We start from the raw sequence: 20,890 nt of genomic DNA on the forward strand, positions 1-20,890 counted from the left end.
TTGAAAGGTTTCTCTTTCTTGTGCAAGAACTGAAACTGAAAGGATTAGGCAGAAGATTAAAATTAAATGGTTTCTCATATTTATATATGTTGCATAACGTACTTGTGTAAACGACGGCGAGGCCGTCGGCCGCTGCTGACGTTTACGCGTTGTTGTGCGGAGTTATTTTATTTATGGATTTTGGCTAATTCTATATAGCGCTCTGATTTGATAAAATTAATGCAGTCTCCTATAATCATTTTTAAACTTTCCTTTTCCTCTTCTCTGATTCCTGTTCCCCATTCTGCTTGCTGAACTGCATTCACTATTTCTTTTTCAAGTTTTGACCTTACTTCAACTTCCTTTCTGTTTAGGAGAAGACTTCCTGGTCGGGGAAGGTTTTCATATCTTTTTAGAGATACATTCTGAACAAACTCAATTTCATAAGTTTGAGAATTTTGGTCTTGCATAACCAGAGTTACCGTTCCTCCGTCCATCCAAAGATGAACATCTTCGATTGTCAGCTTTTCTTTGATATTGAACACTTCATTAATTCATTAATTACGCACAACGGTTTCGTGTATGAGCAGTAGCGGATTTGAAAGTACAAACCTTTCAGTTTAGCACAAAGCTTATTAAAAGCACAGACCTTGATTTTACCACTTCACCCGCTATTGCTTATACACAATGTTGTGCGTTCGCCCTTTATTTTCAGTCGGTTTAGTCAATTTTCAAAGGTAGGATTTTTTGGGGTAGGGAAGGCACTCTCTCTTGCAAGTTTTGGTCAAGCGTTGGCTGGTGCGACTTGCAAGAGTGTGTGCCTTTGGGGCGGATTAACTGGCACAGCAACTTAATTTTGATACGTCTTTTCCGAAAGTTATTGCTGCTAATTTTATACCTTCTCCCAAAGTCAAATAAGGGTAGAAACTGTCTGCTAAGTCTTTCACCATTATTCTGTATTTGATTGCCATACTTAATTGTTGGATGAGTTCTCCACCTTCGGGTGCGACTACTCTTGCGCCTATAAGTTTGTCAGTTTCCGAGTTACGAATGAGTTTGATGAAACCCCTTGTGTCGTTGGCTGCTATGGCTCTCGGTACGTCTTTCAATTCCAATTTTGACACTTCAAACGGAATGCCTTTTGATTCTGCCTGTGCTTCATCTAAACCTGCCCCTGCAATTTGTGGGTCAGTAAACACCACCCAAGGTAAAGAAGAATAATCGGCTTTATTATCTGTTCCTGAGAACGCATTTTCAACGGCAATTTTACCTTCAAAAGCGGCTGTATAAACAAATGCAGGGGTGTTGGTTACGTCACCTGCTGCGTAAATGTTAGGTAGATTGGTTTCCATTTTTTCATTTACAGCGATATGTCCGCTTTTGGTGAGTTCCAAACCAATGTTATCTAACCCTAATTGGCTTGTATTGGCTTTTGTGCCTGTGGCAATTACTACCTTACCTTTTTCTATAATTTGCGTAAATGAACCGTCAGGACATTTACAGTGAATGATGGTTTCATTCCCTTGTTTCTCGAATTTCACGGCTCTGAAATTAGGTAAGATTTCAATGCCTTCTTTTCGCATTTGGGTTTCCAATGCTTCACTGATGTCTGGGGTTTGTGTCCGTAGAACACGGTCGGTAAATTCAATGATTCGGACTTTAACGCCTAAACGATTGTACGCCATTGCAATTTCCAAACCTATGTAACCTGCTCCCATAATGGTCAAGCTTTCGGGTTTTTCTTCCAAGTCGAAAAGGGAAACGTTGGTCAAGTAGTCAATTTTGTCCAATCCTTCAATAGTCGGAATGTTGGTCGTAGCTCCCGCAGCAATTAAAAATTTGAAGGCTTTGTATTCCTTGCCGTCAACTTCAATGATTTTATTGTCTTTGAAAGTTGCCCAACCTTTTAGCATAGTCAAGTTTTCAAAATCGCTTACCACATCCATATATTTTTTCTCTTGAAGTGTGGCTACTAATTTTTTCTTGTCTTTGATGATTTGAGCGAAATCAATATCAACTCCTTTTGGCTTGATGCCTTCAAAGTTGGAATGTGTAGCGTGATAAGCCGACTCGCCTGCACGAATAAGATTTTTAGAAGGCACACAACCCACGTTGACACAAGTACCGCCAAAGTCCAAACCACCGTTTACCATTAAGGTCGATAAACCTAAACTTTCGGCTTTGATAGCTGCCGAAAATGCAGCCGAACCACCACCGATAATGATTAAATCAAATTGATTATTCCTACTATTTCCATTTTCAGAAATTTCACTTTTTACACGATAGTTTTTTGTGCCGTTAATGGTATTGATGATTTCTTCTTTGCTGGTTTTGGTAGGGTCAAAAGAACATTCACAAGTAGCTTTTGGGTAGCTCACATTGGCTTCTTTAACACCCTCATTTTGTGAAAGCATTTTTTTTATTCCTGTGGCACAATGGTCGCAGGTCATACCTGCAATTTCCAATTTTATTTTTTCTTCTTTCATCTTATTTTTTTAATTTATTTAGGACTATACTTAACAACATTTCATTCCTATGTTTTTAGGCTCAAAGAAATCCTCAAGCGTCAATATTTTTCCATCAGGATTATTTTTTAACCATTGTTTTGCTGTTCTTTCGCTTGCAAAAAATGAAACGTGATTACATAGCGACCCTTTAATATTGCAGGTGTCAACAGATTCTAACCAAGAAATAAATAAAGGATAAGGAGTTGTCCATAATAGCTGACCTCCGTTTATTTGTAATTCGATGGGAGAGTTATCAATCGGGTCAGTTGAATGAACATTGGCTTCTACACCTAACCATTCAGCAAACAGAATGGCATCTACTACACACCATGTGTATAACATCTTACCATTTACAATAAAGCGATGTTTGGTAGGAACTGTAGATAGACCAGAAAATGCAATAATATTTCCTTGTACATCGGTTTCGCCCAGTTTATTCAAAATAGCGTCCGCTTTATCTTTGGACACTTTTATTAGTTTATAAAATCTGTTTTTAGATATAGAACTGCCTAGCATCAATTCTTGAAATATTCGTAAAATAAAATCGCTATTCTTTATCTTAAATTCAGAAAAAAGAATGTCGTTTAATTGACCGTCAATATATTTTCGTTGATTTTTCATAAGTTTTCTATTTGGGGTTTTACTGCAAACATGCTTTACTTCCTATAATATCGCCATCTGATACACTCCAGATATAAGAAAGACCATCTCCTGTTGCTGTAGCTGTTACTTTTGTGGTTGCCCCAATTGCAATGGTGCTTTGTTCCGCACTCAAATCTGTGTAAGAAATGGTCGAAGTACCTGTTGGGGTGGAAGAATTAGTACCGGGAGTTGAAGAATTTGTTGGTTTTACTTCCGGTTCCTGTACTTCTTTATTACAACTAGCTACTATCATCCCGATAGTAACAATGCCTAAAATTAATTTTACAGTTTTCATATTATTTAGAATTTTCTTTAATGATTTCGGCTTTATAACCTGTTTTTTCAATTACTTTTATGATAGCTTCAGGATTTGTTTTGCTTGGGTCGTACTGGATAGTTGCCAAATCGCCTGGATATTCCACTTTGTGTTCAATAATGCCGTCCACTTCTTTGAGGGCATTTGAAATGTGGTTGGAGCAACCTGCACAAGTCATTCCCGTTATTTTCAATTTCAGGGTTTTACCTTCTTGCTGGTTTGTATTTGCTGTTTGTGCTTTACTGTCAGTCGGTTTGCAACATTGAGCATTAAGCTGAGCAATTCCAATTAGGAACAAAGCACTCAATAGAATTAAATTCTTTTTCATAGTATAATTATTTAATTAAGTTCTTAAATACGAGGGGCAAAAAAATACTATTTCTTGCCAACCACTTTGTAACCTGTACCGTTGATGGCTTCTTCAATTTGAGCAAGACTCACTTTGGTTTGGTCAAATTCTACTTTGGCAGTCGCTTCTTCATAAATCGCATCTACCTTAACAATGCCTGGCAATTTGTTCACATCATTTTCTACGTGTGAAGCACAACCATTGCAAGTCATTCCTTTTACATCAAAAGTTACCGTTTGGATGTCAGAAGCATTGACGATTACAACTTCCTTGTTGTCGTTTGAAGGATAGAAAATGTGTGCGTAGTTCGGAAAAGCGAGCATCAAGGCTGCAAATACGGTTACAATTCCCAAGAATGTTTTGGTCTGCATAAAGGGTTTCTTTTCGTCTTCTTCGCAATCACATTGAATTTCTTCGGCTGTTCGTGGTTTAAGTTTCTGATACCAAGCAAAACCCAACACCAAAACAGTGATACCGATTAGATAAGGTCTTGCTGGTTCCATCCATGAAAAGGTAGATGCCACTCCTGACGCTCCTGAAATAAGAGCCAATACAGGTGTAATGCAGCAAAGTGATGCTGCTACTGCCGAAAGCACTCCCGCTCCGACAAGTCTGTTGTTTTTCTTGTTCATACTGTTTCCTTTTTTGAATTGTTTATGATGTGTTTAAAAAATGGACGAAGTAAAGTCAGTTGCTCTTGTTTCAAAGAATAGAAGATGGTTTGCCCTTCTCTTCTTCCTTCAATGACATTTCCGTCTTTTAGTTTTCTGAGGTGTTGCGAAACGGCAGGAATGCTCATTCCGAGAATGTCTGAAAGGTCGCAAGGACAAAGTTCGTTTTCTTCTTCTAAGAGAAATAAGATTTTTAACCTTACTTCGTTTCCTGCCAATGCTAAAAGTCCACTCAGTTGGGTGAATGCCTTGTCATTGGTTTGAAGTATTTCTCTACAATTGTCTATTTGAACCTTGTCGGCAAACACACGGATACACGATTGATTGTTTTCCATAATCTTCCTGTTTGGGATTTAATAACGCAGCAAAGATACAAATAGTTTTCTTATTTAAGCAAATACTTAATTATAGTTTTTAACAATTCTTCTTTGTCAGCGGTGGGTGATTTAGCTCTTTTGGTTTTTTAGCGTTGGCTTTGAGTGTCGGAAAAACCAAATGTGCTAAATGTGCGGTGGGTTTTTAGGGTGACGCACAACGGTCTCGTGTAAACAACGTGCTAGGCCGTCGGCCGACGCATGATGTTTACACAATGTTGGCAATAGTTATTTTTTATTCCACATTCTGTCCACTACTTTGAGTAGAGTGGTTCTGTTTTTTCTGTCCTTAATAAATTGGGGAAGTTTTGCGGACATTGTCATTCCGCTTCTTTCCCTTAAATCTGCAGAGATATAGTTTCTAAGGTAGTTTAGATGGTCAAAATTGAATGCCCATAGAATATTCCCTTTGACTTCTTCTTGAAGCCAAAGTTCAACTCCAAAAATAGGGTCTTTGGCACCATTTTGATTTGAATAGAAAACTTTATGAGATTCATTTCTTGGTTTGTGCTTTTCTGTATCTCCACAGTGTTCGCATTTAACTGTCAGATATTCTTTCTTCTCTTTTAGATTCGGAATTGTTCTACTAATTTCTTTTCCGCAATTGGAGCAATTTTTTCTTAATTCAAGACGATATCGAATTAACTCACCTTGATTTATTGTCAATCCACAGTTGGGGCAATGTATTTCAGAATTATCATTAAAAAACCATTGAAAAATGCTTCTGTCATTTTTCAGAAATGCTCTTTTCCTACATGAAGGGCACTTCACAAGAGTATCTTTTGACCAACTTGAAATATCTTGGTCAGAATCTTTAAATATGTTTTGTTCTCTTGTGTCCATATTAATTATTGCCAACTACCGTATAACCGTCACAATTACATTTATCACCCCTATACTCGTACCCAAACATACGTTTATCCAACCAACGGTAGCTGGATAAACGTAATCGCGCTACCGAATATAGGATTTAGATCTCTCATAATAAAGCACTTCCTGTTTCCGAGCTGATTTTGTGAAAACAGACTAGAAACAGCACTACCCCACAGCGTTTCCCTGTTCGTCTAGCGGCAGAAACGGGTTGTGGGCCACCTCCCACAGATGCCCGTCCAGGTCCTGGAAGTAACCGCTGTACCCACCCCAGAAAACCTTCTCCGGCATTTTGGTGATAGCCACCCCTTCGGTTTGCAGATGGGTGAAAAGCTGGTCCACCTCAGCTTCGCTCCGGAGGTTGTGGGCCAGGCTGAACCCGCTGAACCCGCTGCCCCGGGCAGACAGGTGGGCGTCTTCGGCCAGGGCGTCCCTGCCAAAGAGCGCTAGCTGCAGGCCGTTGAGCTGGAAGAACGTGATGCCATCCTGACTGGCTTCGGTTGGTTGCCATTGAAAGACGCGTTCATAAAAGGCAGTAGCCGTGGCCACGTTCTGCACGCCAAGGGTGATGAGGGTGATTCTGGGTTCCATAGGGAAGAGTCAGTTTTCTGGTTTAGGGCTATTTTAGGAAAAACAGGCTAGAAACGCAACGGCTACGCCGAAGGCAGCACCCCCAGCTGGTGCAGTACTTTTCTGGTGATGGTTTTGCGGCAGTCTGAAAAGTGGCGGTGTACGGTGCTGTGCGGTTTGTGCAGGCGGGTGGCAAAGAAGAAGACGTTGCCTCTGGTCTCTACATACCCCACCCACCAGCCGCTGTCAACGTTGTTGTATTTGGTCCACCCGGTCTTCGCCCGAAGGGTGTAAGCGGGCGTTTGCTCCACTACCATAAACTGCTTCACCTTCTGCAGGTTCTGTTGCTTGAACGGCAGCTTCCCCTCATGCAACTTCTGCAGAAACAGGATCTGTTCTCGGGGGCTGACGGCAAAATCACCGTAGTTCCAGAAATCTGCCCCTGGGCCTTGGCCATTTTGCCATTGCCGTAGTTCATGCGTTTGAAATACCGGCGGTAGGTGCTATTGCCCAAGCGTTCAGCCAGCCGCACATAAAACCAGACTGTAGAATTGGCGAAGGCGTTTTTCATATCAGTGTCACCGTTCCAGGCGGCTACTTTGCGCGGGGTGCCGTCCCAGGGAAAAACTTCGTGCTCATCTTTCACCGCCCCCGTTTCCAGGGCAATCAGCGAGTGGGGGATCTTGAACGTGGAGGCGGGCAGGGAGGCGCGGTGGGCGTCTGCTGAATCACTGTAGATCCAGCGTTTCTGGTGATAGTCATAGACGGTGATGCTGCCTTCCAACTGGCAGTCTTTGAACGGCTGCTGCAGGTCTTGCGCCCGGCAGAGGCAGGTTGAGACGAAAAGCAGGAGGGGGAGGAGCACCCGGTACGGTTTCATAAACTAAACTTTAGCCATGTTTGGGGCTGCTAAGTAGGTGAAAGTTTTCTGTTTTCGGGCTGTTTTGGCTAAAACAGCCCTAAAACAGAAAAAGCGGACTCCCCTAGTTTTCTGCAGGGAACCTCTGCCGCAAGGGAGTGGCCAGGGTATTCCCGTTCCAGGGTTCCTTTCGTAGTTGGCAGGGGAAGCAACCGCGGCAACGGGCAGGGTATGGCAGGGGCTGCCTGCCGCAGGGGAGACAGGTTGGCCTTATCCTCAACAGTAGCCTTCACCGCCAAACCGGCAGCAGAAAACCCACCGCAGTGCGGGAGGGGGGGAGAAGGAGCGGCGTTGCGGCAGAAACCCCGGGGTAGGTGTAAGAGAGGTAGCGGGTGTCTCTCTGAGGGCTGGGCTTGCCGCCAGGTCAGAGGCCTAAAACTTTTTTTCCGCGGGGCGGTTATACATGCATGCACCCTCTCCTCTGGAATGCCCGCGCCAGAAGAAGATAAATTGCCGTTTTTTTTCCTTTGCCACTATTTCTTTATACTTTTCACAAACACTTCCCACACCCTTTGTCTCATGCGTCTGGAAGCCAAGAATTCTTTTGACAGAACCTTTTACGTGGTGGAACACAACCAGGGGCTGGGGGTGATTGATACGCTTTGGTACGGCTACGCCTCGCAGCAGGATTTAAAGAACGCCTGCGGTTTGGGCCTGGAGGTGCTGGAGAAAAGTACCTGCGCCTACAAGCTCAATGACAACAGCCAGCTGTCTGGCCCGTGGAGTGATGCGGTGGGGTGGCTGGAGAAAGAATGGCTGCCAAGGGCTATGCAGGCGGGGCTGAGGTACCTGGCACACGTGGCCAACAGACACTCTTACGGCGAGGTGGCCGGAGAGGTCCTGCGCATCAGCAGATTGGCGAGCAACTGGAGTACTGCATGTTCTACAGCCGCGAAGAAGCCCTTGCCTGGCTCAAAAGCTGTCAGGAACGGGACCGGAAAACGGCCCTGAGCTACTCCGCCAAGTAATCTGTAGAAAAAAGCCGGTTGCGTTTTAGGGCTGTTTTCAGAAAAACAGCCCTAAAAAACGCCTTTTTTATTCCAGAGGGGAGGCGGGAGAGGCACCGGCGCCGGCTTCAGCGTTTTCCTGCACCATGAACAGCGTGCGGGTTGGGTAGGCAAACTCAATGCCCCGTTTCTGGAACTCCTCAAATATCTTGAAGTTGATGCTCTGGTGAATGTCCATGTACTTGTTGTAGTCTGAATCCAGCACGTAGTAAACAACCTCATAGTCCAGGCTGGAGTCTCCGTAGCTCATAAAGTGGGCGCGGTCAAACTGCACGGGGCGCTGCTCTTTCACAATTTCCTCCAGCAGGCTGGGGATCAGCTTCACGTTTTCCAGCGAAGTCTGGTAAATCACCCCCAGCTTAAAGACTACCCGCCGCCGCATCATCTGCTTGTAGTTGTGAATGCGGGAGTTGGTGAGATCACTGTTAGAGAACACCAGCTGCTCGCCAGAGAGGCTCTTCACGCGCGTGGTCTTGATGCCAATGTAGTCTACGGTACCGGCTTTCTCATCAATCACAATGAAGTCACCGGTCTCAAAGGGGCGGTCAAAGAAGATCACGAAGTAGTTGAACACATCCCCCAGAATGTTCTGCGCCGCCAGTGCGATGGCAATACCGCCAATGCCCAGCCCGGTGACAATGGTGGTCACGTTGTAGCCCATGTTGTCAAAAAGGAACAGCAGGCCTATGACCCAGATCACGGCGTTGATGATGAGCATGAGGCCGCCCAGCTGCTTCACCTTCTCCTCCCCGCGCTCCTGCCTCCTTACATAAGACCTCAGCAGCAGCAGAATGGTAGAGGAGATCAGCCGCACAAACAGGAAGGTGATCACTATGGTAGAGGCCACCCGCAGCACATTCTGCACCTTCTCTGAGAGCGTGAGGAAGTGAATGCCGGCGTAGATGATGGCAAAGTAGAGCGCGGGTACCAGAAAGCGGTCAATGCTGTCTACAATGAAGTCATCCAGGTTGGTTTTGGTGTGGTGGGCCCAGTTCTTGACCCGCTGCAGGAACAGGTGTTTGAATGACTTGGCCAGCAATAGGCCCACTACAATAATGCCAATGGCAATGAGGTAGTCAAGAACGGTGTTGTGGTAGTAGACTCTGTCCAGAAGGGTGCTATCCATGTGCAAGAATACGGCTGCCCAGGCGGCAGGTGATAAAGTGAACAAAACGTATAGTACCCCCATAGTACGAGCCGCCCACCCGTTCCAGTTATGTTTATACCCGCCCCGCGGAACACGGTACCCGCCTGCTAATTGCTTTCCTGCCCCGTTAACCGGGAAAGAAGGGCCGGCGGCAGAAAAACCGAGGTCTGTTTTGGGCTGTTTTCGAAAAAACAGCCCCAAAACAGACCTCCGGTTTCTTTAAAAAGAACAGCTTGGCTCTGGTTGAGAGGAGCAGCTACGGGTTAGTTAGATTTGGTTTTGGCGGCTTGGGCGGCTTTCAGGTCACAGTTTTGCTTGCGGCGGGTGTCTGCAATGCTGAAGATCTTCCAGCCGTCTTTGCCGCGGTACAACAGAAACGCGTCTGCCCCGCAGTGGCTAAAGGTGTCACCCACGTAGAAGGCATAGTCACACCAGAGGGTGGCAAGGTCGCCGTCAATGTTCACCTTCACGCCCCAGATGCGCTCATCCAGCACTTTCTCCTGCGGCTTGGAGATCATCTCCATAAATCTGTCCAGCGGCGTCTCATGGGTGCGTACCACGCCGTCTTTTCCGGCGGCTACCGTGAGCAGGCGGGCGTTGGGCGCCAGCACCGACCGCGCCAAAGTACTGTCATTGGCCCGCATGCCGTCAAAGAATCTCACTACGGCTGCTTCTACCGCCCTGGCGTCTGCGGTGCTGGCGGGAGCCGTCTTCTTAGGTTGCGCAATTGCAGAAAGGCCAACGGCAAGGCAGCCGCAAAGGAAAAGGAATGAGCGCATAACATTTTTTTGTTGGTCAGTTTCTTCCATAAGTAGCGCAAACTGGCAAAAACTTACGCAGGCGGCAACAGAACCTGCTGCCCCCCAGCAAGGCAGAGAAGCTCCGGCTTGTCCAGTGAAATTGCGTGAAAGCTGGCTCTATAAAGTGAAAGGCGCTGTTACGGTCTTTTCCCAGGTTCTTGTTTCTTCATTTTCTCTGCCAGTAGTTTCATGAAGTAGCCTCCTACCACACTTCTGGCTTGAAACCCCATGTGCCGGCCGTATTGCGCAAACACCACCTGGCGGCCATTGGTGGTCTCATGCCAGTCTGTGAGGGGGGCCCGGTTAGGGGTTTGGGCGCTGAATTTCGCCACGGGCGTGATGAGGGCAGAGAAATCCTGCTGATTCTGGGCCAGGGTGGCGGTCCAGATAATCCAGTCTGATTTGGTGTAGGTCTTGCGGCTGTCTAACGGTAGCCCAAAGGGGTTCTGTTTTGTTAGATAATACGCCACCTCCTGCTCCCGTACTTTCTGGGGAAACAGGTTTAAGTCAAGCACTGTATCCCATACCAGGTTATATTTCTGGCTCCAGGTGTCTTTGTTGTCAAAGGTGAGGGCGTAGTGGTCTCCGGCATCTGCTAGTTTCATCCAGTTCTGCACCATGCCTTCCGCCAGGGCGGTGTATTTTTGAGCCGTCTCTTTCTCCCCCAGCATGTGGGCCAGCAGGCCGTAGCAGCGTAAGCCCACAATGGCCTTTACAGACAAGTTGGCGTTGCGGGCCAGATGACCGGCAAAGTCATCTGTACAAAGTTGATTGGCGGGGTCAAAGCCTTCTGTTGCCAGAAACGCTGCCCAGGTGGTAAGGGTAGCCCAGTGTTTTCGGGCGTAGGCTGCGTTCCCCTCTGTTTTGGCAATGGCAGCCGTGAGGATGAGCATGTTGCCGGCCTCTTCTACGGGCATGTCTTCTTTGTACATGACGCCGTTGGCTAAGGGGTAGGTGCCCAGGTCATGCGCCGGAAACGGTTTCGTCCATTTCCCGCTCTCGCTGTAGTAGAAAATACCGTTCAGCATGCCTTTCAGGAGCTCCGGGTTGTATAGTAAGAACAGCGGGGCAGAGGGGTACGTAACGTCAACGGTGTTCATGGCGGCACCACTGAAGTTCTCCTTAGACAAGAACAGAAGCTCGTTCTGCGGACTCTTTACCAGTTTGTGGGCCGCAATGCTTTGCCGGTAGCCAAGTACGCACAGATTGGCGTAGGTTTCGCCCCCGGCGGCTTTGGCCTCTTCATAGAGCTTCTGGTCAAAGGCACCGCATTGCTGCAGAATAGTCTGGTACTCCCTGGCCGCCTGGGCCAGTTCCAGTTCTATGTTGGTGCCGGGTTTTTCCTTCCACCAGGGTTTCAGGTTCTGGCCAAAGAACTGCACGCTCTCCACATCATCATACCCCACCAGTACGAATGCCTTGGCAGGGGTTTTCCCCACGTTGCCGAGGGGCAAAAAAGCATTGAGCATCAGGTTCTGGCCTGTGAGTTGGCCTGATTGAAGAGGCTGGCCATGGGTAAATTGGGAGAGGGCCTCAGCGCCTTTAGAAACCCCTATGGTGGCCTTCGGGATCTGGGGCACGGCCACATAAACGTGGCCCCAGTCAATTCTCTGGTCATCGCCGTCTTTCTGCAGTACTGGTTGCTGGGTGGTGCCAGCCTTTAACACACCCAGGTTCTGTGCCGTGTACGCCAGGGCTGTTACCTCCTGGTCTGGTGTGTTGACCGCCAGCGCAGAAGAGGCCCCAAAATAAATAGTGGCGTTGTGGGCGTCACCGGTTGTAGAGGTGGCTTCAAAGGAGACGTATGAAATAGGACGGGCTACCAGGTGCAGGTCATGTAAGAGCAACGGTGAGGTGAACGTCACCTTTAATGCAACGGGGCCACAGGTAAAGGTATATTTGGTTTGGGTGGCGGTGACGGTGACCTCCTGCTGCCGGGCCGGAAGAATGTCTGCCTCTGTTTTTCTGTTCTTACTGGTCACCAGGCCTACCTCCAGCCACCTGCCTTCATCTGCTCCGGTGGCGTGTACCGCCAAGATGTGAGCGCCCTTTTTGATTTTTTTTCTGGCTGCACCGGTTATGGGAATGTACTGGAAGTCTGACGTCCCTTTGTCTGATTGGTAAATGCGTTCGCCGTTCAGGTAGACCTCTACCTGGCGGCTGTGGCTTATTTTCAGGAATAGATGCTCCTTGGGGGCTTCCTCCAGGGTAAAGGCGCGTCTCACCCAAAGGTCTTTTGAGCTCCAGAGGGTGCGGGGCTGCTTCTCATTATCCCCAAAGGGGGCTTGGCCGGTTTTCCAGCCGCTGTCATTAAAGGAGGGGGTATGCCAATCTGCCGGAGGGGCTGTCTCTGTGAAGCGGGCGGTGTAGGCCATTTCATCACTTGTGGGCAGCACCGCCCGGAAACCTTCCTGCGCCTCTTTGCCTAAGAAGCGGTAGGTTTTTCCATTCACTCTGAGAAAACCAAGAAGCGGTTGGTCTCTGTAAGTCCAGTGCCTGGTAGCGCTAGCCGCCAGCTCATCTGTGGTGGACCAGAGGCTGAGGAACGGGTCATGGGTAATCAAAGGGTAGGCTGGAGCCCGGTGTACCTGCGCCTCTGCCCCTTGGCAGCCGAGTAGGCAAATTACAAGCAGCGCCCAAAGGCACCTCAGAGAAAAGAATGGTCTGGTTAAAAACATCATGAACTGAAAGCGTTTAGGCATCTGCTGAAAGCCCGTTCTCCCGGCGAAGAACCTGCTGCCAGGCTAATTTGATACTTTATTCATTGGGAGTCCAGTTCAGGAGCAGAAAAGTGAAATAGTGCTAGATTTATCTACAAATGTGCGAACAGCGGAGGGCTGGTAGATGATGAGTTGTGGGGGAGAAGGTTGTGAAATGTGTTCAGTTGATTCAGGCGCGGGCTAACGTTTCTATGAGAGTGGAGAGAGGTTGTTCCCCTTGTAAATAGGTTCAATAAAAATATTCTTTTCTTCTCTGTCATTCTGAAAGACCCTTTCGTGGCGAACGGCCATAGCAATCAATATGAACTGTTCTGGTTCGCCACAAGTCCATAAGCTATACAGACCATAACAAAAGAATTCACCCATAATTAAGGGCCCTATCCGTATTCAAATTTACGGTCAACGGACTAGTGTAAACGGTGGAAGAGGCACTCGGTCGAAGTATGGTTTTTTGTACAATGTTGGGCGGAGTACTTTTTATTTTCACGCTTCACCGTTTGTGAAAGGGCCTGCTACTTTCTTCGTAGAATAATTGATTCTGGTGCGCCAATAACAGTCTCCTCCATCTTTTACTAAAATTAATCTGTTTTGCCAGTCTTGCCTGTAAAACCTTAGCTTTCCAGTTGAATCCTCCATTGGGTAATCCCCAACACGGCAAAGTTCCTTTATGAAAACCAAAGAATCCCCTTTGCTGTTGACATAGTAAATCATCTGCTTGTAGGAGCGGTCGAGGCTATCGGCTTTTAGATGCCCGGAAAACTTATCTTCATTGGCTGCAATCGATTTTTTGGCTAATGAAAGGATTTGGTTGATTTGTTCTTTTGTAGGATTCCAAAGAGTAATATTACCTTCTGAAACTAGGTTTACCTGTTTTAAATCACTTATGATTGTGTAGCGTTGTCGCTCCCTTTGTAATGAGTCAGCATCTAGCTTTACAGATATTTCCGCCTGCTCATATGAATTAGATTTTCCTTTACAGCTAGCTAGCGCCACTCCAATCAATATAATCTGTAATACTTTCTTCATTATTAGAATTACCACCCAACGGACTAGTATAAACGACGGTGAAGGCCGTTGGCCGAGATGGCTTTAATACAGTGTTATTGGCTGTTTTTTTATACTTTCAATGCTTGTTTTATTATTTGAGTTGTCCATTGACTTTCTTTTGGGTCTTTGTCAAAAATTATATAACCGTCTGCTTTATAGGTAAAACTGTTCTTCCATTTTCCGTGTTTATTTTGCCTTTTGTTTATGAGGTCTATTAAGTCTGCTGCATTTTCATGTAATAATAAATTAGTCTTTTTCGCAAATCGCAATAATTCAACAGCATTTAAATGATAGGTTTCTGGAAAGGAAATATCAGTAATGTGTTTTGTGATAGGCTCATCTTTGCTTAAGCGTTTAAAAAATTTGTGTTGAAGAATATAATTTGTTCCTTTCTTTAGCTGTTTGTCGTATTTCGTTCCGTTTGTTTGTTCTTTGAAGTCTCTCAACGCAAAAACTGATTTTGCTAAACCAATATAGCAAGGTGTGTTTTTAAAACATCCCCCATATTTGTCAAAGTTGAAATTTGGCAATTCTACTTTTTGACCTTTCTGCATTGGCTGGTTTGTGTTGATCCATTCAACTGCACTTTGTACTTGTTGGTCGTTGGCTCTGCCTAAACGGCACAAAGCAGAAACTATCATTGCGTTGTAACAGGGTAGAAACATCTTTTCGTCTCCACTTAATGAGAAGCCAAATGGTGTTGAAAGTTTTTCGTAAACTTTGTAGATGAGCTTTTGTGTGTAGTCTAACTTGTAACTAAATGGTATTTCACTAATACAAATCAGTCGCCAAGTCAGTGCAAGTGGTTTTTCGGGCAAATTAGACGTAAGTTCGGCTACAAGTTCAGATTTTTGAAGTTTATCAATAATCTGGTTGTCTGAATATTTCTCTCCGTTGTCAATGCCAATCTTTAGTTCTAATGCAGTGTCTGCCATATATTAGTTATGTTGTCTATGTAAAATAGCCACCCAACTACCACACAACCGCACCAATTACAGGTATCAGACCTGTCCCCGTCAATCAACCCCATTTACAAAAACACCAGCCTGTCTTGCAGTAGCTCCCGCAGTTCCGGCGGAAGCCCGAAGTGCGTGTCCATGAAGTTGTCCAGGATTTCGCGGGTGTGGGGGGAGATCAGCTCCTGTATCTCCTCCATGGCCTCCCCGGAAATCACGTAGGGCATGTACCCGAAGAGCAGGTCCCCGCCGTCACATTGGGCAAAGAGCTGGTATTCGGTGCACCGCTCCAGGGAGGTGCCGGTGATCAGGCAATGAGACAGCCAGTTCTCCAGCCGCAAAGGGTCTGGCAGGGAAAGCAGGGCTTCGCGGCGCGCTACCAGGTTCACGTTCTCAGAAAAGTAGGCGTCAATGCGGGTGCGGGAATCTACAGACAGTTCTTCCCGCAGCTGCTGGGCACAGGTGAGGCACATGGCGTACTCAAAAATCACATCCTGCAGGCCGGCCCCAGGATAATTCCTGATAGCCTTCTCCACCAGGTAAGGCGTGCCATCTTGCAGCAAATGGCCGTCACAGGTGAGGCAGTGCCTGAACGGCTGGCCCGTTTCAGAGGAGTAGAATAGAGCCGGCACCGGCAGAAATTCATGCGAAAGCTGTAGCGGTGGTAAGTCCATGGGAGAATGCGTAGGTGTTACCAGAAATAGAACAAGTACCTAAGGTATTATTTTTCACCCAAAAACCTGCGCAGAAGCCTGCTGTTTTTGACCTGTTTTTCAGAAAACAGGCCGAAAACAGAAAAGCGGGCAGGGCGCCTCCGTCCTTGCCACGCAGACCAAGCAGAGGTAGCCGCAGGAGCCTCAAAGGCAGAAAGGGAAGGCGCCTGCTTGCCAGAAAGAGATAAATGCGCATCTTTGGCAGCTTAATTCCTTTTATATGAAGCGCTCCCTTATCTCCCCGGGCCTGTTCCTGCTCGCCGCTTTTTTTCTGTACGGCTGTTCCCAAAACCCCTACGCCACCACCAACAAGGTCTATAAGAAGCAGGTGAAAACCTTTGCCAAAACCCTGCGCGCCACGCCCGTCACCAACCCCGGCGAAGACACCCTGCAGCAGGGCGATTACTGGGTGGGCACCACCAACTTCAGCATGCGCAAACCCAACTACGTAGTCATTCACCACACCGCGCAAAATTCCACTGACCAGACCCTGAAGACCTTTACCATGCCCAAGACGCAGGTCAGTGCGCACTATGTGATTGGCCGGGACGGCAAGGTGTACCACATGCTCCATGACTACCTGCGGGCGTGGCACGGCGGCAACGCCAGATGGGGCACCACCACTGACCTGAACTCCACCTCCATTGGCATTGAGCTGGATAACAACGGCTATGAACCGTTTCAGGAGGCCCAGATCAGCAGCCTGCTCAAGGTGCTGGCCATTCTTAAGAAAACCCACGGCATTCCGGCCGCCAACTTCATTGGCCACTCAGACATTGCCCCCAGCCGCAAAGTAGACCCCAATCCCACCTTCCCCTGGAAACGTCTGGCCGAAGCCGGTTTTGGCGTCTGGTATGACGAGGCCGAGCTGGAGAAGCTGGTGTTTGAGCAGAACATAGGCCAGGATTCAACCATGGCCGCAGGCGTAGACTCTTTGGCTACTACTGGGATTCCTTCGGCTGCGCCGAAAGCTCATACACCCCTCATGGTTTTCACTGAGAACATGAACCAGGCGCTGTCAGACACCATTCCGGCGTCATTCAACCCGCGGCTGGCGCTGAGGGTGCTGGGGTATGACACCAGAAACCTGGAGGCGGCGGTGAAGGCGTTCAAGCTGCATTATGTGCAGACAGACCTCACCGCCACCCTCACCGAGCGCGACCTCAAGATTCTGTACAGCCTGTACCGCAAGCTTTTATAGATGCCCTTCGGCCGAAAAAGGATTTCTGTTTTAGGCCTGTTTTTCAGAAAATAGGCCTAAAACAGCTGCGTAAAAGCACGAAACCCAACACTTTCCCGTAACTTTGTGCGTTTTTGAGAGAACGGGTACCGGTACCCGTGAACAGCCGCATGCCTGAAGAAAAGAAAAGCAAAGCCCCCCGTAGCAAATACAATAAATGGATCAGAACCCTTTGGAAGCTCTTTGCATTGGGTCTGGTATTCACGGTGGGCTATTTTTTTGCCGTAGACCTGAACCTGTTCTACCTGTTTGGCGCCTCGCCGGGGCTGGATGAACTGGAGAATCCGCGCAACAACCTGCCCTCTGAGATATACACCGCAGACGGCGTATTGGTGGGCCGCTATTTCCGGGAGAATCGGGATCCGGTGCCCTTTGACAGCATTGCGCCCATCATGGTCAAGGCACTGGTGGCCACAGAAGATGAGCGTTTCTATGAGCACCAGGGCATTGACCCGGTCAGTGTGGTGGCGGCGGTGAAAGACAACCTGAAAGGTGACTCCCGCGGCGCCTCTACCTTAACCCAGCAGCTGGCCAAGAACCTGTACAAGCTGCGTACCAAAAACACCAAGGGGCCGCTGGGGTATATTCCGGGGGTATCTACCGTCATCTCCAAAACCAAGGAGTGGAACACCTCCATCAAACTGGAGCAGCGCTACACCAAAGACGAGATTCTGGGCATGTACCTGAACACGGTAGATTTTGGGAGCAACGCCTTCGGGATCAAAGTGGCTGCCAAGACTTTTTTCAGCACCACGCCCAATGAATTGAAACCAGAGGAAGCCGCCATGCTGGTGGGCGTACTCAAGGCTCCTACTACTTATAATCCTCGGTTCAACCCTAAGAATGCCCTGGCCCGCCGCAACGTGGTGCTGCAGCAGATGGCCCGCAACAAGGTCATTACCAAAGCTGAGGCTGATTCTCTGAGCCAGTTGCCCATTGAGCTGAAATACCATGTGGAGCAGCATTTAGACGGGGTGCCGGCGTACTTCAGGCAGACGGTCAATGAGTTTGTGCGCAAGTGGGCCGAGGAGAAAGAGCTGGACATGTACTCAGAGGGGCTCAAAATCTACCTCACCATTGACTCGCGCATGCAGCAACTGGCAGAGGAGGCGCTCAAAGAGAAGATGAAGAACCTGCAGCGCCGGTTTGAAGGGCACTGGAAAGGCCGCAACCCGTGGGTAGATGACAAAGACAAGGAGATTCCCGGCTTTATTGAAAGCTCCATCAAACGTACAGCCGTTTACCAGTCCCTGAAAAACAAGTACGGCACAGACACGTCCGCCATCAACAAGGCGCTGAACACGCCTAAGGAGATGACTGTGTTCAGCTGGAACGGCCCCAAGAAAATGACCATGAGCTCTATGGACAGCCTTCGGTACTACAAGCGGTTCCTGCACGCCGGCATGATGACCATGGACCCTTACACTGGCCACATCAAAGCTTGGGTAGGCGGTATTGACTACGAGAACTTCAAGTTTGACCACGTGAAGCAGGCCAAGCGCCAACCGGGATCTACCTTTAAACCTTTTGTCTATGCGGCCGCCATTGACGGCGGGTATTCGCCGTGTGATAAGATCCAGGACCAGCGCGTGACCATTAAATACGTGGAGAACGGCAAGCCTATGGAATGGACGCCCCACAACGCAGACCATTCAATCTCTGGCCGGCAAATGACCCTGCGGCACGCCATGGGCCGATCCATCAACACTGTAACCGCCCAACTCACCGAAGCCATTGGCTGGGACACCGTACGCAAGTTTGCCCGCAAGTTGGGCATCACCAGCCCTATTGAGGCCGTGCCGTCTATTGGGCTAGGGTCCTCTGATGTGAACATCTATGAGATGGTGAATGCCTACAGCACGTTTGTAAACCACGGTTTCCTGAACAAGCCCATGCTGGTCATGCGCATAGAAGACCGCAACGGCAACATCATTGAGCAGTTCAACCCGCAGCAGAAACGGGTGGTCAGTGAAGAGACCGCGTTCCTGATGGTACACATGCTCAAAGGCACCATGGAAGAACCCGGCGGCACCTCGCAGGCGCTTTGGGAGTATGACCTCTGGAAGAAAGGCAACCAGATTGGCGGCAAGACCGGAACCACCTCTAACCACTCAGACGGCTGGTACGTGGGCGTGACCAAAGATCTGGTGACGGGCGTGTGGGTAGGCGGCGAAGACCGCAGTATTCACTTCAGGACTTCCGCCACCGGCGAAGGGTCTAAAACCGCTTTGCCCATCTTTGGCCGGTTCATGGAGAAAGTCTACAAAGACCCTGATCTGGGCATTAAGCTGGGCCCGTTCCCTAAGCCTGCCGTGAAGATCAAGAAGCCGTACAACTGCGTAACCGTAGTGCCGCGCAGACCCAAAGTGGAAGACTCTGTGGCGGTAGATACCATGCTGGAGCAGTTGAATGACAGTGTCTCAGCGGGTTTCTAAGAAGTAATAAGTTTGCGTTTTCGCTGTTTTCTGGAAAACAGGCCGAAAACAGGAATCCCCAACCGTGCCTGCGGTTGGGGATTCCTGTTTTAAAGATCAGTGGGTTCTTATTTTAAATTGTAAAGCTGCCTTGCGCTGTGGTGTACTGTCAAGATTTCAACCTGCTGTTCTGACACTAACTGATAGATGATTCTATAATTTCCTTCAATTAGTTCTCTAACAGCTTCATTATTTAGCTCTGGTACAACTCTGCCCATTCTTGGCTGTTTTTCTAGTGCCCGAACCCTTGAAAAGAACTTGTTAACCGTGACAGAGGCAAATTTAGGAGAGTTGGCCGCAATGTATTCGGCAATAGTGTTAATGTCTGCAATAGATTGGTCTGTCCAGGCTACTGTAACCATTTGGCTAGCTTATCTTTTGCTTCCTGAGTAGTGTTTACTTTGCCTTCTTTTGCCTGGCGCTGCCCTTCCTCAATTTTCTGCACTATAATCAGCCGTTCTACTAACTCGTCAATAGAAAAATGATCAGGCAGGGCTTGAACAGACTCTAATACTTTTATCTTTGAAACCATGGCTTTTTGCTTTGCTATTCAACCAATTATACGCACTCAGAATAGAATTAGTACTTGCCTGCTCAACTATCCTTGTCATACAAAGACTCCAGCGCCTCCTGGATCTGGTTGTATTCAAAGGTGAAGCCGGTCTGCAGCACTTTGTTGGCGCTCACCAGGTTGCTGTTCAGGATGACCTCACTCATCTCGCCCAGCATCAGCTTTAACCCAAAGGCGGGCACGTTGGGGAGCATCATGGGCTTGTGCATGACCTTGGCCAGGGTGCGGGTCAGCTCTTCATTGGTGACCGGGTTAGGGGCTACGGCGTTGTACACCCCGGTGAACTGCGGGTCTTCAATGGCTTTGATGAACAGGCGGCACATATCATCAATGTGAATCCAGGACATGTACTGCTTGCCGGAGCCTAAAGGCGAGCCAGCCATCATCTTCACCGGCCGGGCAATCTGGGGCAGAGCCCCGCCTTTGTTGCTCAGCACAATGCCAATCCGGAAGATCACGGTTCTAATGCCCAGGTGGTGTACCTGCCAGGAGGCGTTTTCCCAATGCTTACAGACTTCGGCCAGAAAATCTGAGCCGTAGCTGCTCTCCTCCAGCATGAGCCGCTCACCGGAGTTGCCGTAAATGCCCACCGCCGAAGAGGCCACAAAGCCCTTCACGTGGTGCGAGGTCTCCTGCAGGTACTTGCACAGCAGGTTGGTGCTCTGCAGGCGGCTGCTCAGAATGGCTTTCTTACGGGCGGCCGTCCATTTTTCACCGGCCACGCTGTTTCCGGCCAGATTGATGATATAGTCTGGGTACTTCATCGCCTTCTCATCAATGTACCCCTGGGCAATGTCCCACTTAAAGGTTTTGTAGTGGGCGTGCTTGCCGGGGGTACGGCTGAGGTGCGCCACCTCATAGCCGCTGTCAATCAGCATCTCAGAGAGGCGTGTTCCCAATAAGCCGGTTCCACCGGCAATCAATATCTTCTGTGACATGTTGCGTTCTCTACGGTCTGCCCGCCGACTTGCTTATACGGCAAAATCTGCAAAGGGAGACGGTCTGCTTTCTAGATAGA

At 48.2% G+C, this 20,890-nt stretch carries 21 protein-coding genes and 1 pseudogene; 3 read left to right on the plus strand and 19 right to left on the minus strand.

Annotated elements, in window-relative coordinates:
- Nucleotides 1-167: 167 nt before the first annotated feature.
- The 10 genes and pseudogenes from A8O25_RS08620 to A8O25_RS08655 form a co-directional block, all read right to left on the minus strand.
- A complete protein-coding gene (locus tag A8O25_RS08620) occupies nucleotides 168-524 on the minus strand; it encodes a hypothetical protein (RefSeq protein WP_066833628.1) in 357 nt (118 codons plus the stop codon).
- A 288-nt stretch (nucleotides 525-812) separates the two neighbouring features.
- Nucleotides 813-2,465 (minus strand): mercury(II) reductase, encoded by a 1,653-nt coding sequence (gene merA, locus A8O25_RS08625; protein ID WP_066833630.1) that lies wholly within the window; start codon nucleotides 2,463-2,465, stop codon nucleotides 813-815.
- Between the two features lie 30 nt (nucleotides 2,466-2,495).
- Nucleotides 2,496-3,107, minus strand: coding sequence for an organomercurial lyase (gene merB, locus A8O25_RS08630; RefSeq protein WP_016545527.1), 612 nt, complete (start codon nucleotides 3,105-3,107; stop codon nucleotides 2,496-2,498).
- A 19-nt stretch (nucleotides 3,108-3,126) separates the two neighbouring features.
- Complete coding sequence (locus A8O25_RS22460; protein ID WP_040508533.1) at nucleotides 3,127-3,423, minus strand: hypothetical protein; 297 nt, start codon at nucleotides 3,421-3,423, stop codon at nucleotides 3,127-3,129.
- A gap of 1 nt (nucleotide 3,424) precedes the next feature.
- Nucleotides 3,425-3,772, minus strand: a complete 348-nt coding sequence (locus tag A8O25_RS08635; protein ID WP_040508535.1) for a heavy-metal-associated domain-containing protein — start codon at nucleotides 3,770-3,772, stop codon at nucleotides 3,425-3,427.
- A 47-nt stretch (nucleotides 3,773-3,819) separates the two neighbouring features.
- Nucleotides 3,820-4,425: a mercuric transport protein MerTP gene (gene merTP / locus A8O25_RS08640; protein ID WP_034736775.1), complete on the minus strand. Its 606-nt coding sequence runs from the start codon at nucleotides 4,423-4,425 to the stop codon at nucleotides 3,820-3,822.
- On the minus strand, nucleotides 4,422-4,799 hold the full coding sequence (locus tag A8O25_RS08645; protein ID WP_058699658.1) for an ArsR/SmtB family transcription factor: 378 nt from the start codon (nucleotides 4,797-4,799) through the stop codon (nucleotides 4,422-4,424). The genes merTP and A8O25_RS08645 overlap by 4 nt, the downstream gene beginning before the upstream one ends.
- Nucleotides 4,800-5,066: 267 nt before the next feature.
- Complete coding sequence (locus A8O25_RS22935; protein WP_153042660.1) at nucleotides 5,067-5,681, minus strand: hypothetical protein; 615 nt, start codon at nucleotides 5,679-5,681, stop codon at nucleotides 5,067-5,069.
- Nucleotides 5,682-5,876: 195 nt separating this feature from the next.
- The gene (locus tag A8O25_RS08650; RefSeq protein ID WP_066833632.1) at nucleotides 5,877-6,299 is read right to left on the minus strand and encodes a VOC family protein; all 423 of its coding nucleotides are present in this window, start codon (nucleotides 6,297-6,299) and stop codon (nucleotides 5,877-5,879) included.
- 62 nt (nucleotides 6,300-6,361) lie between these two features.
- A pseudogene (locus A8O25_RS08655) lies at nucleotides 6,362-7,158 on the minus strand (penicillin-binding transpeptidase domain-containing protein).
- A 558-nt stretch (nucleotides 7,159-7,716) separates the two neighbouring features.
- Between A8O25_RS08655 and A8O25_RS08660 the strand changes: the two are divergent.
- Nucleotides 7,717-8,148, plus strand: a complete 432-nt coding sequence (locus A8O25_RS08660; RefSeq protein ID WP_066833634.1) for a hypothetical protein — start codon at nucleotides 7,717-7,719, stop codon at nucleotides 8,146-8,148.
- Nucleotides 8,149-8,232: 84 nt separating this feature from the next.
- On the opposite strand, the gene A8O25_RS08665 is transcribed toward A8O25_RS08660, so the two are convergent.
- The 6 genes from A8O25_RS08665 to A8O25_RS08690 all read right to left on the minus strand — a co-directional run bounded on the left by A8O25_RS08665 (nucleotide 8,233) and on the right by A8O25_RS08690 (nucleotide 15,548).
- Entirely contained in the window at nucleotides 8,233-9,330 is a 1,098-nt protein-coding gene (locus tag A8O25_RS08665; protein ID WP_066833808.1) for a mechanosensitive ion channel family protein, read from the minus strand.
- Between the two features lie 284 nt (nucleotides 9,331-9,614).
- Complete coding sequence (locus tag A8O25_RS08670; RefSeq protein ID WP_066833636.1) at nucleotides 9,615-10,130, minus strand: nuclear transport factor 2 family protein; 516 nt, start codon at nucleotides 10,128-10,130, stop codon at nucleotides 9,615-9,617.
- Nucleotides 10,131-10,288: 158 nt separating this feature from the next.
- Nucleotides 10,289-12,853 carry a glutaminase family protein gene (locus A8O25_RS08675; RefSeq protein WP_338152740.1) on the minus strand — a complete coding sequence of 855 codons (2,565 nt, stop codon included), beginning with the start codon at nucleotides 12,851-12,853 and terminating at the stop codon, nucleotides 10,289-10,291.
- Nucleotides 12,854-13,354: 501 nt separating this feature from the next.
- The gene (locus A8O25_RS08680) at nucleotides 13,355-13,897 is read right to left on the minus strand and encodes a hypothetical protein (protein ID WP_153042661.1); all 543 of its coding nucleotides are present in this window, start codon (nucleotides 13,895-13,897) and stop codon (nucleotides 13,355-13,357) included.
- Between the two features lie 89 nt (nucleotides 13,898-13,986).
- The gene (locus A8O25_RS08685) at nucleotides 13,987-14,853 is read right to left on the minus strand and encodes a hypothetical protein (protein ID WP_066833640.1); all 867 of its coding nucleotides are present in this window, start codon (nucleotides 14,851-14,853) and stop codon (nucleotides 13,987-13,989) included.
- Between the two features lie 95 nt (nucleotides 14,854-14,948).
- Nucleotides 14,949-15,548 (minus strand): hypothetical protein, encoded by a 600-nt coding sequence (locus A8O25_RS08690; RefSeq protein WP_066833642.1) that lies wholly within the window; start codon nucleotides 15,546-15,548, stop codon nucleotides 14,949-14,951.
- A gap of 259 nt (nucleotides 15,549-15,807) precedes the next feature.
- Between A8O25_RS08690 and A8O25_RS08695 the strand changes: the two genes are divergently transcribed.
- Both A8O25_RS08695 and A8O25_RS08700 read left to right on the plus strand, forming a co-directional pair.
- Nucleotides 15,808-16,788 (plus strand): N-acetylmuramoyl-L-alanine amidase, encoded by a 981-nt coding sequence (locus A8O25_RS08695; protein ID WP_066833649.1) that lies wholly within the window; start codon nucleotides 15,808-15,810, stop codon nucleotides 16,786-16,788.
- Nucleotides 16,789-16,937: 149 nt separating this feature from the next.
- Complete coding sequence (locus tag A8O25_RS08700; protein WP_066833814.1) at nucleotides 16,938-19,262, plus strand: penicillin-binding protein 1A; 2,325 nt, start codon at nucleotides 16,938-16,940, stop codon at nucleotides 19,260-19,262.
- Nucleotides 19,263-19,369: 107 nt separating this feature from the next.
- Here the strand turns inward: A8O25_RS08700 and A8O25_RS08705 are convergent, their stop codons facing one another.
- The 3 genes from A8O25_RS08705 to A8O25_RS08715 form a co-directional block, all read right to left on the minus strand.
- Complete coding sequence (locus tag A8O25_RS08705) at nucleotides 19,370-19,663, minus strand: type II toxin-antitoxin system RelE/ParE family toxin (RefSeq protein WP_066833652.1); 294 nt, start codon at nucleotides 19,661-19,663, stop codon at nucleotides 19,370-19,372.
- On the minus strand, nucleotides 19,651-19,833 hold the full coding sequence (locus tag A8O25_RS08710) for a hypothetical protein (protein ID WP_066833655.1): 183 nt from the start codon (nucleotides 19,831-19,833) through the stop codon (nucleotides 19,651-19,653). The genes A8O25_RS08705 and A8O25_RS08710 overlap by 13 nt, the downstream gene beginning before the upstream one ends.
- A 62-nt stretch (nucleotides 19,834-19,895) precedes the next feature.
- Nucleotides 19,896-20,810, minus strand: coding sequence for a TIGR01777 family oxidoreductase (locus A8O25_RS08715; protein WP_066833666.1), 915 nt, complete (start codon nucleotides 20,808-20,810; stop codon nucleotides 19,896-19,898).
- Nucleotides 20,811-20,890 lie beyond the last annotated feature (80 nt).

This window comes from Rufibacter ruber (assembly GCF_001647275.1).
Classification (GTDB): domain Bacteria; phylum Bacteroidota; class Bacteroidia; order Cytophagales; family Hymenobacteraceae; genus Nibribacter; species Nibribacter ruber_C.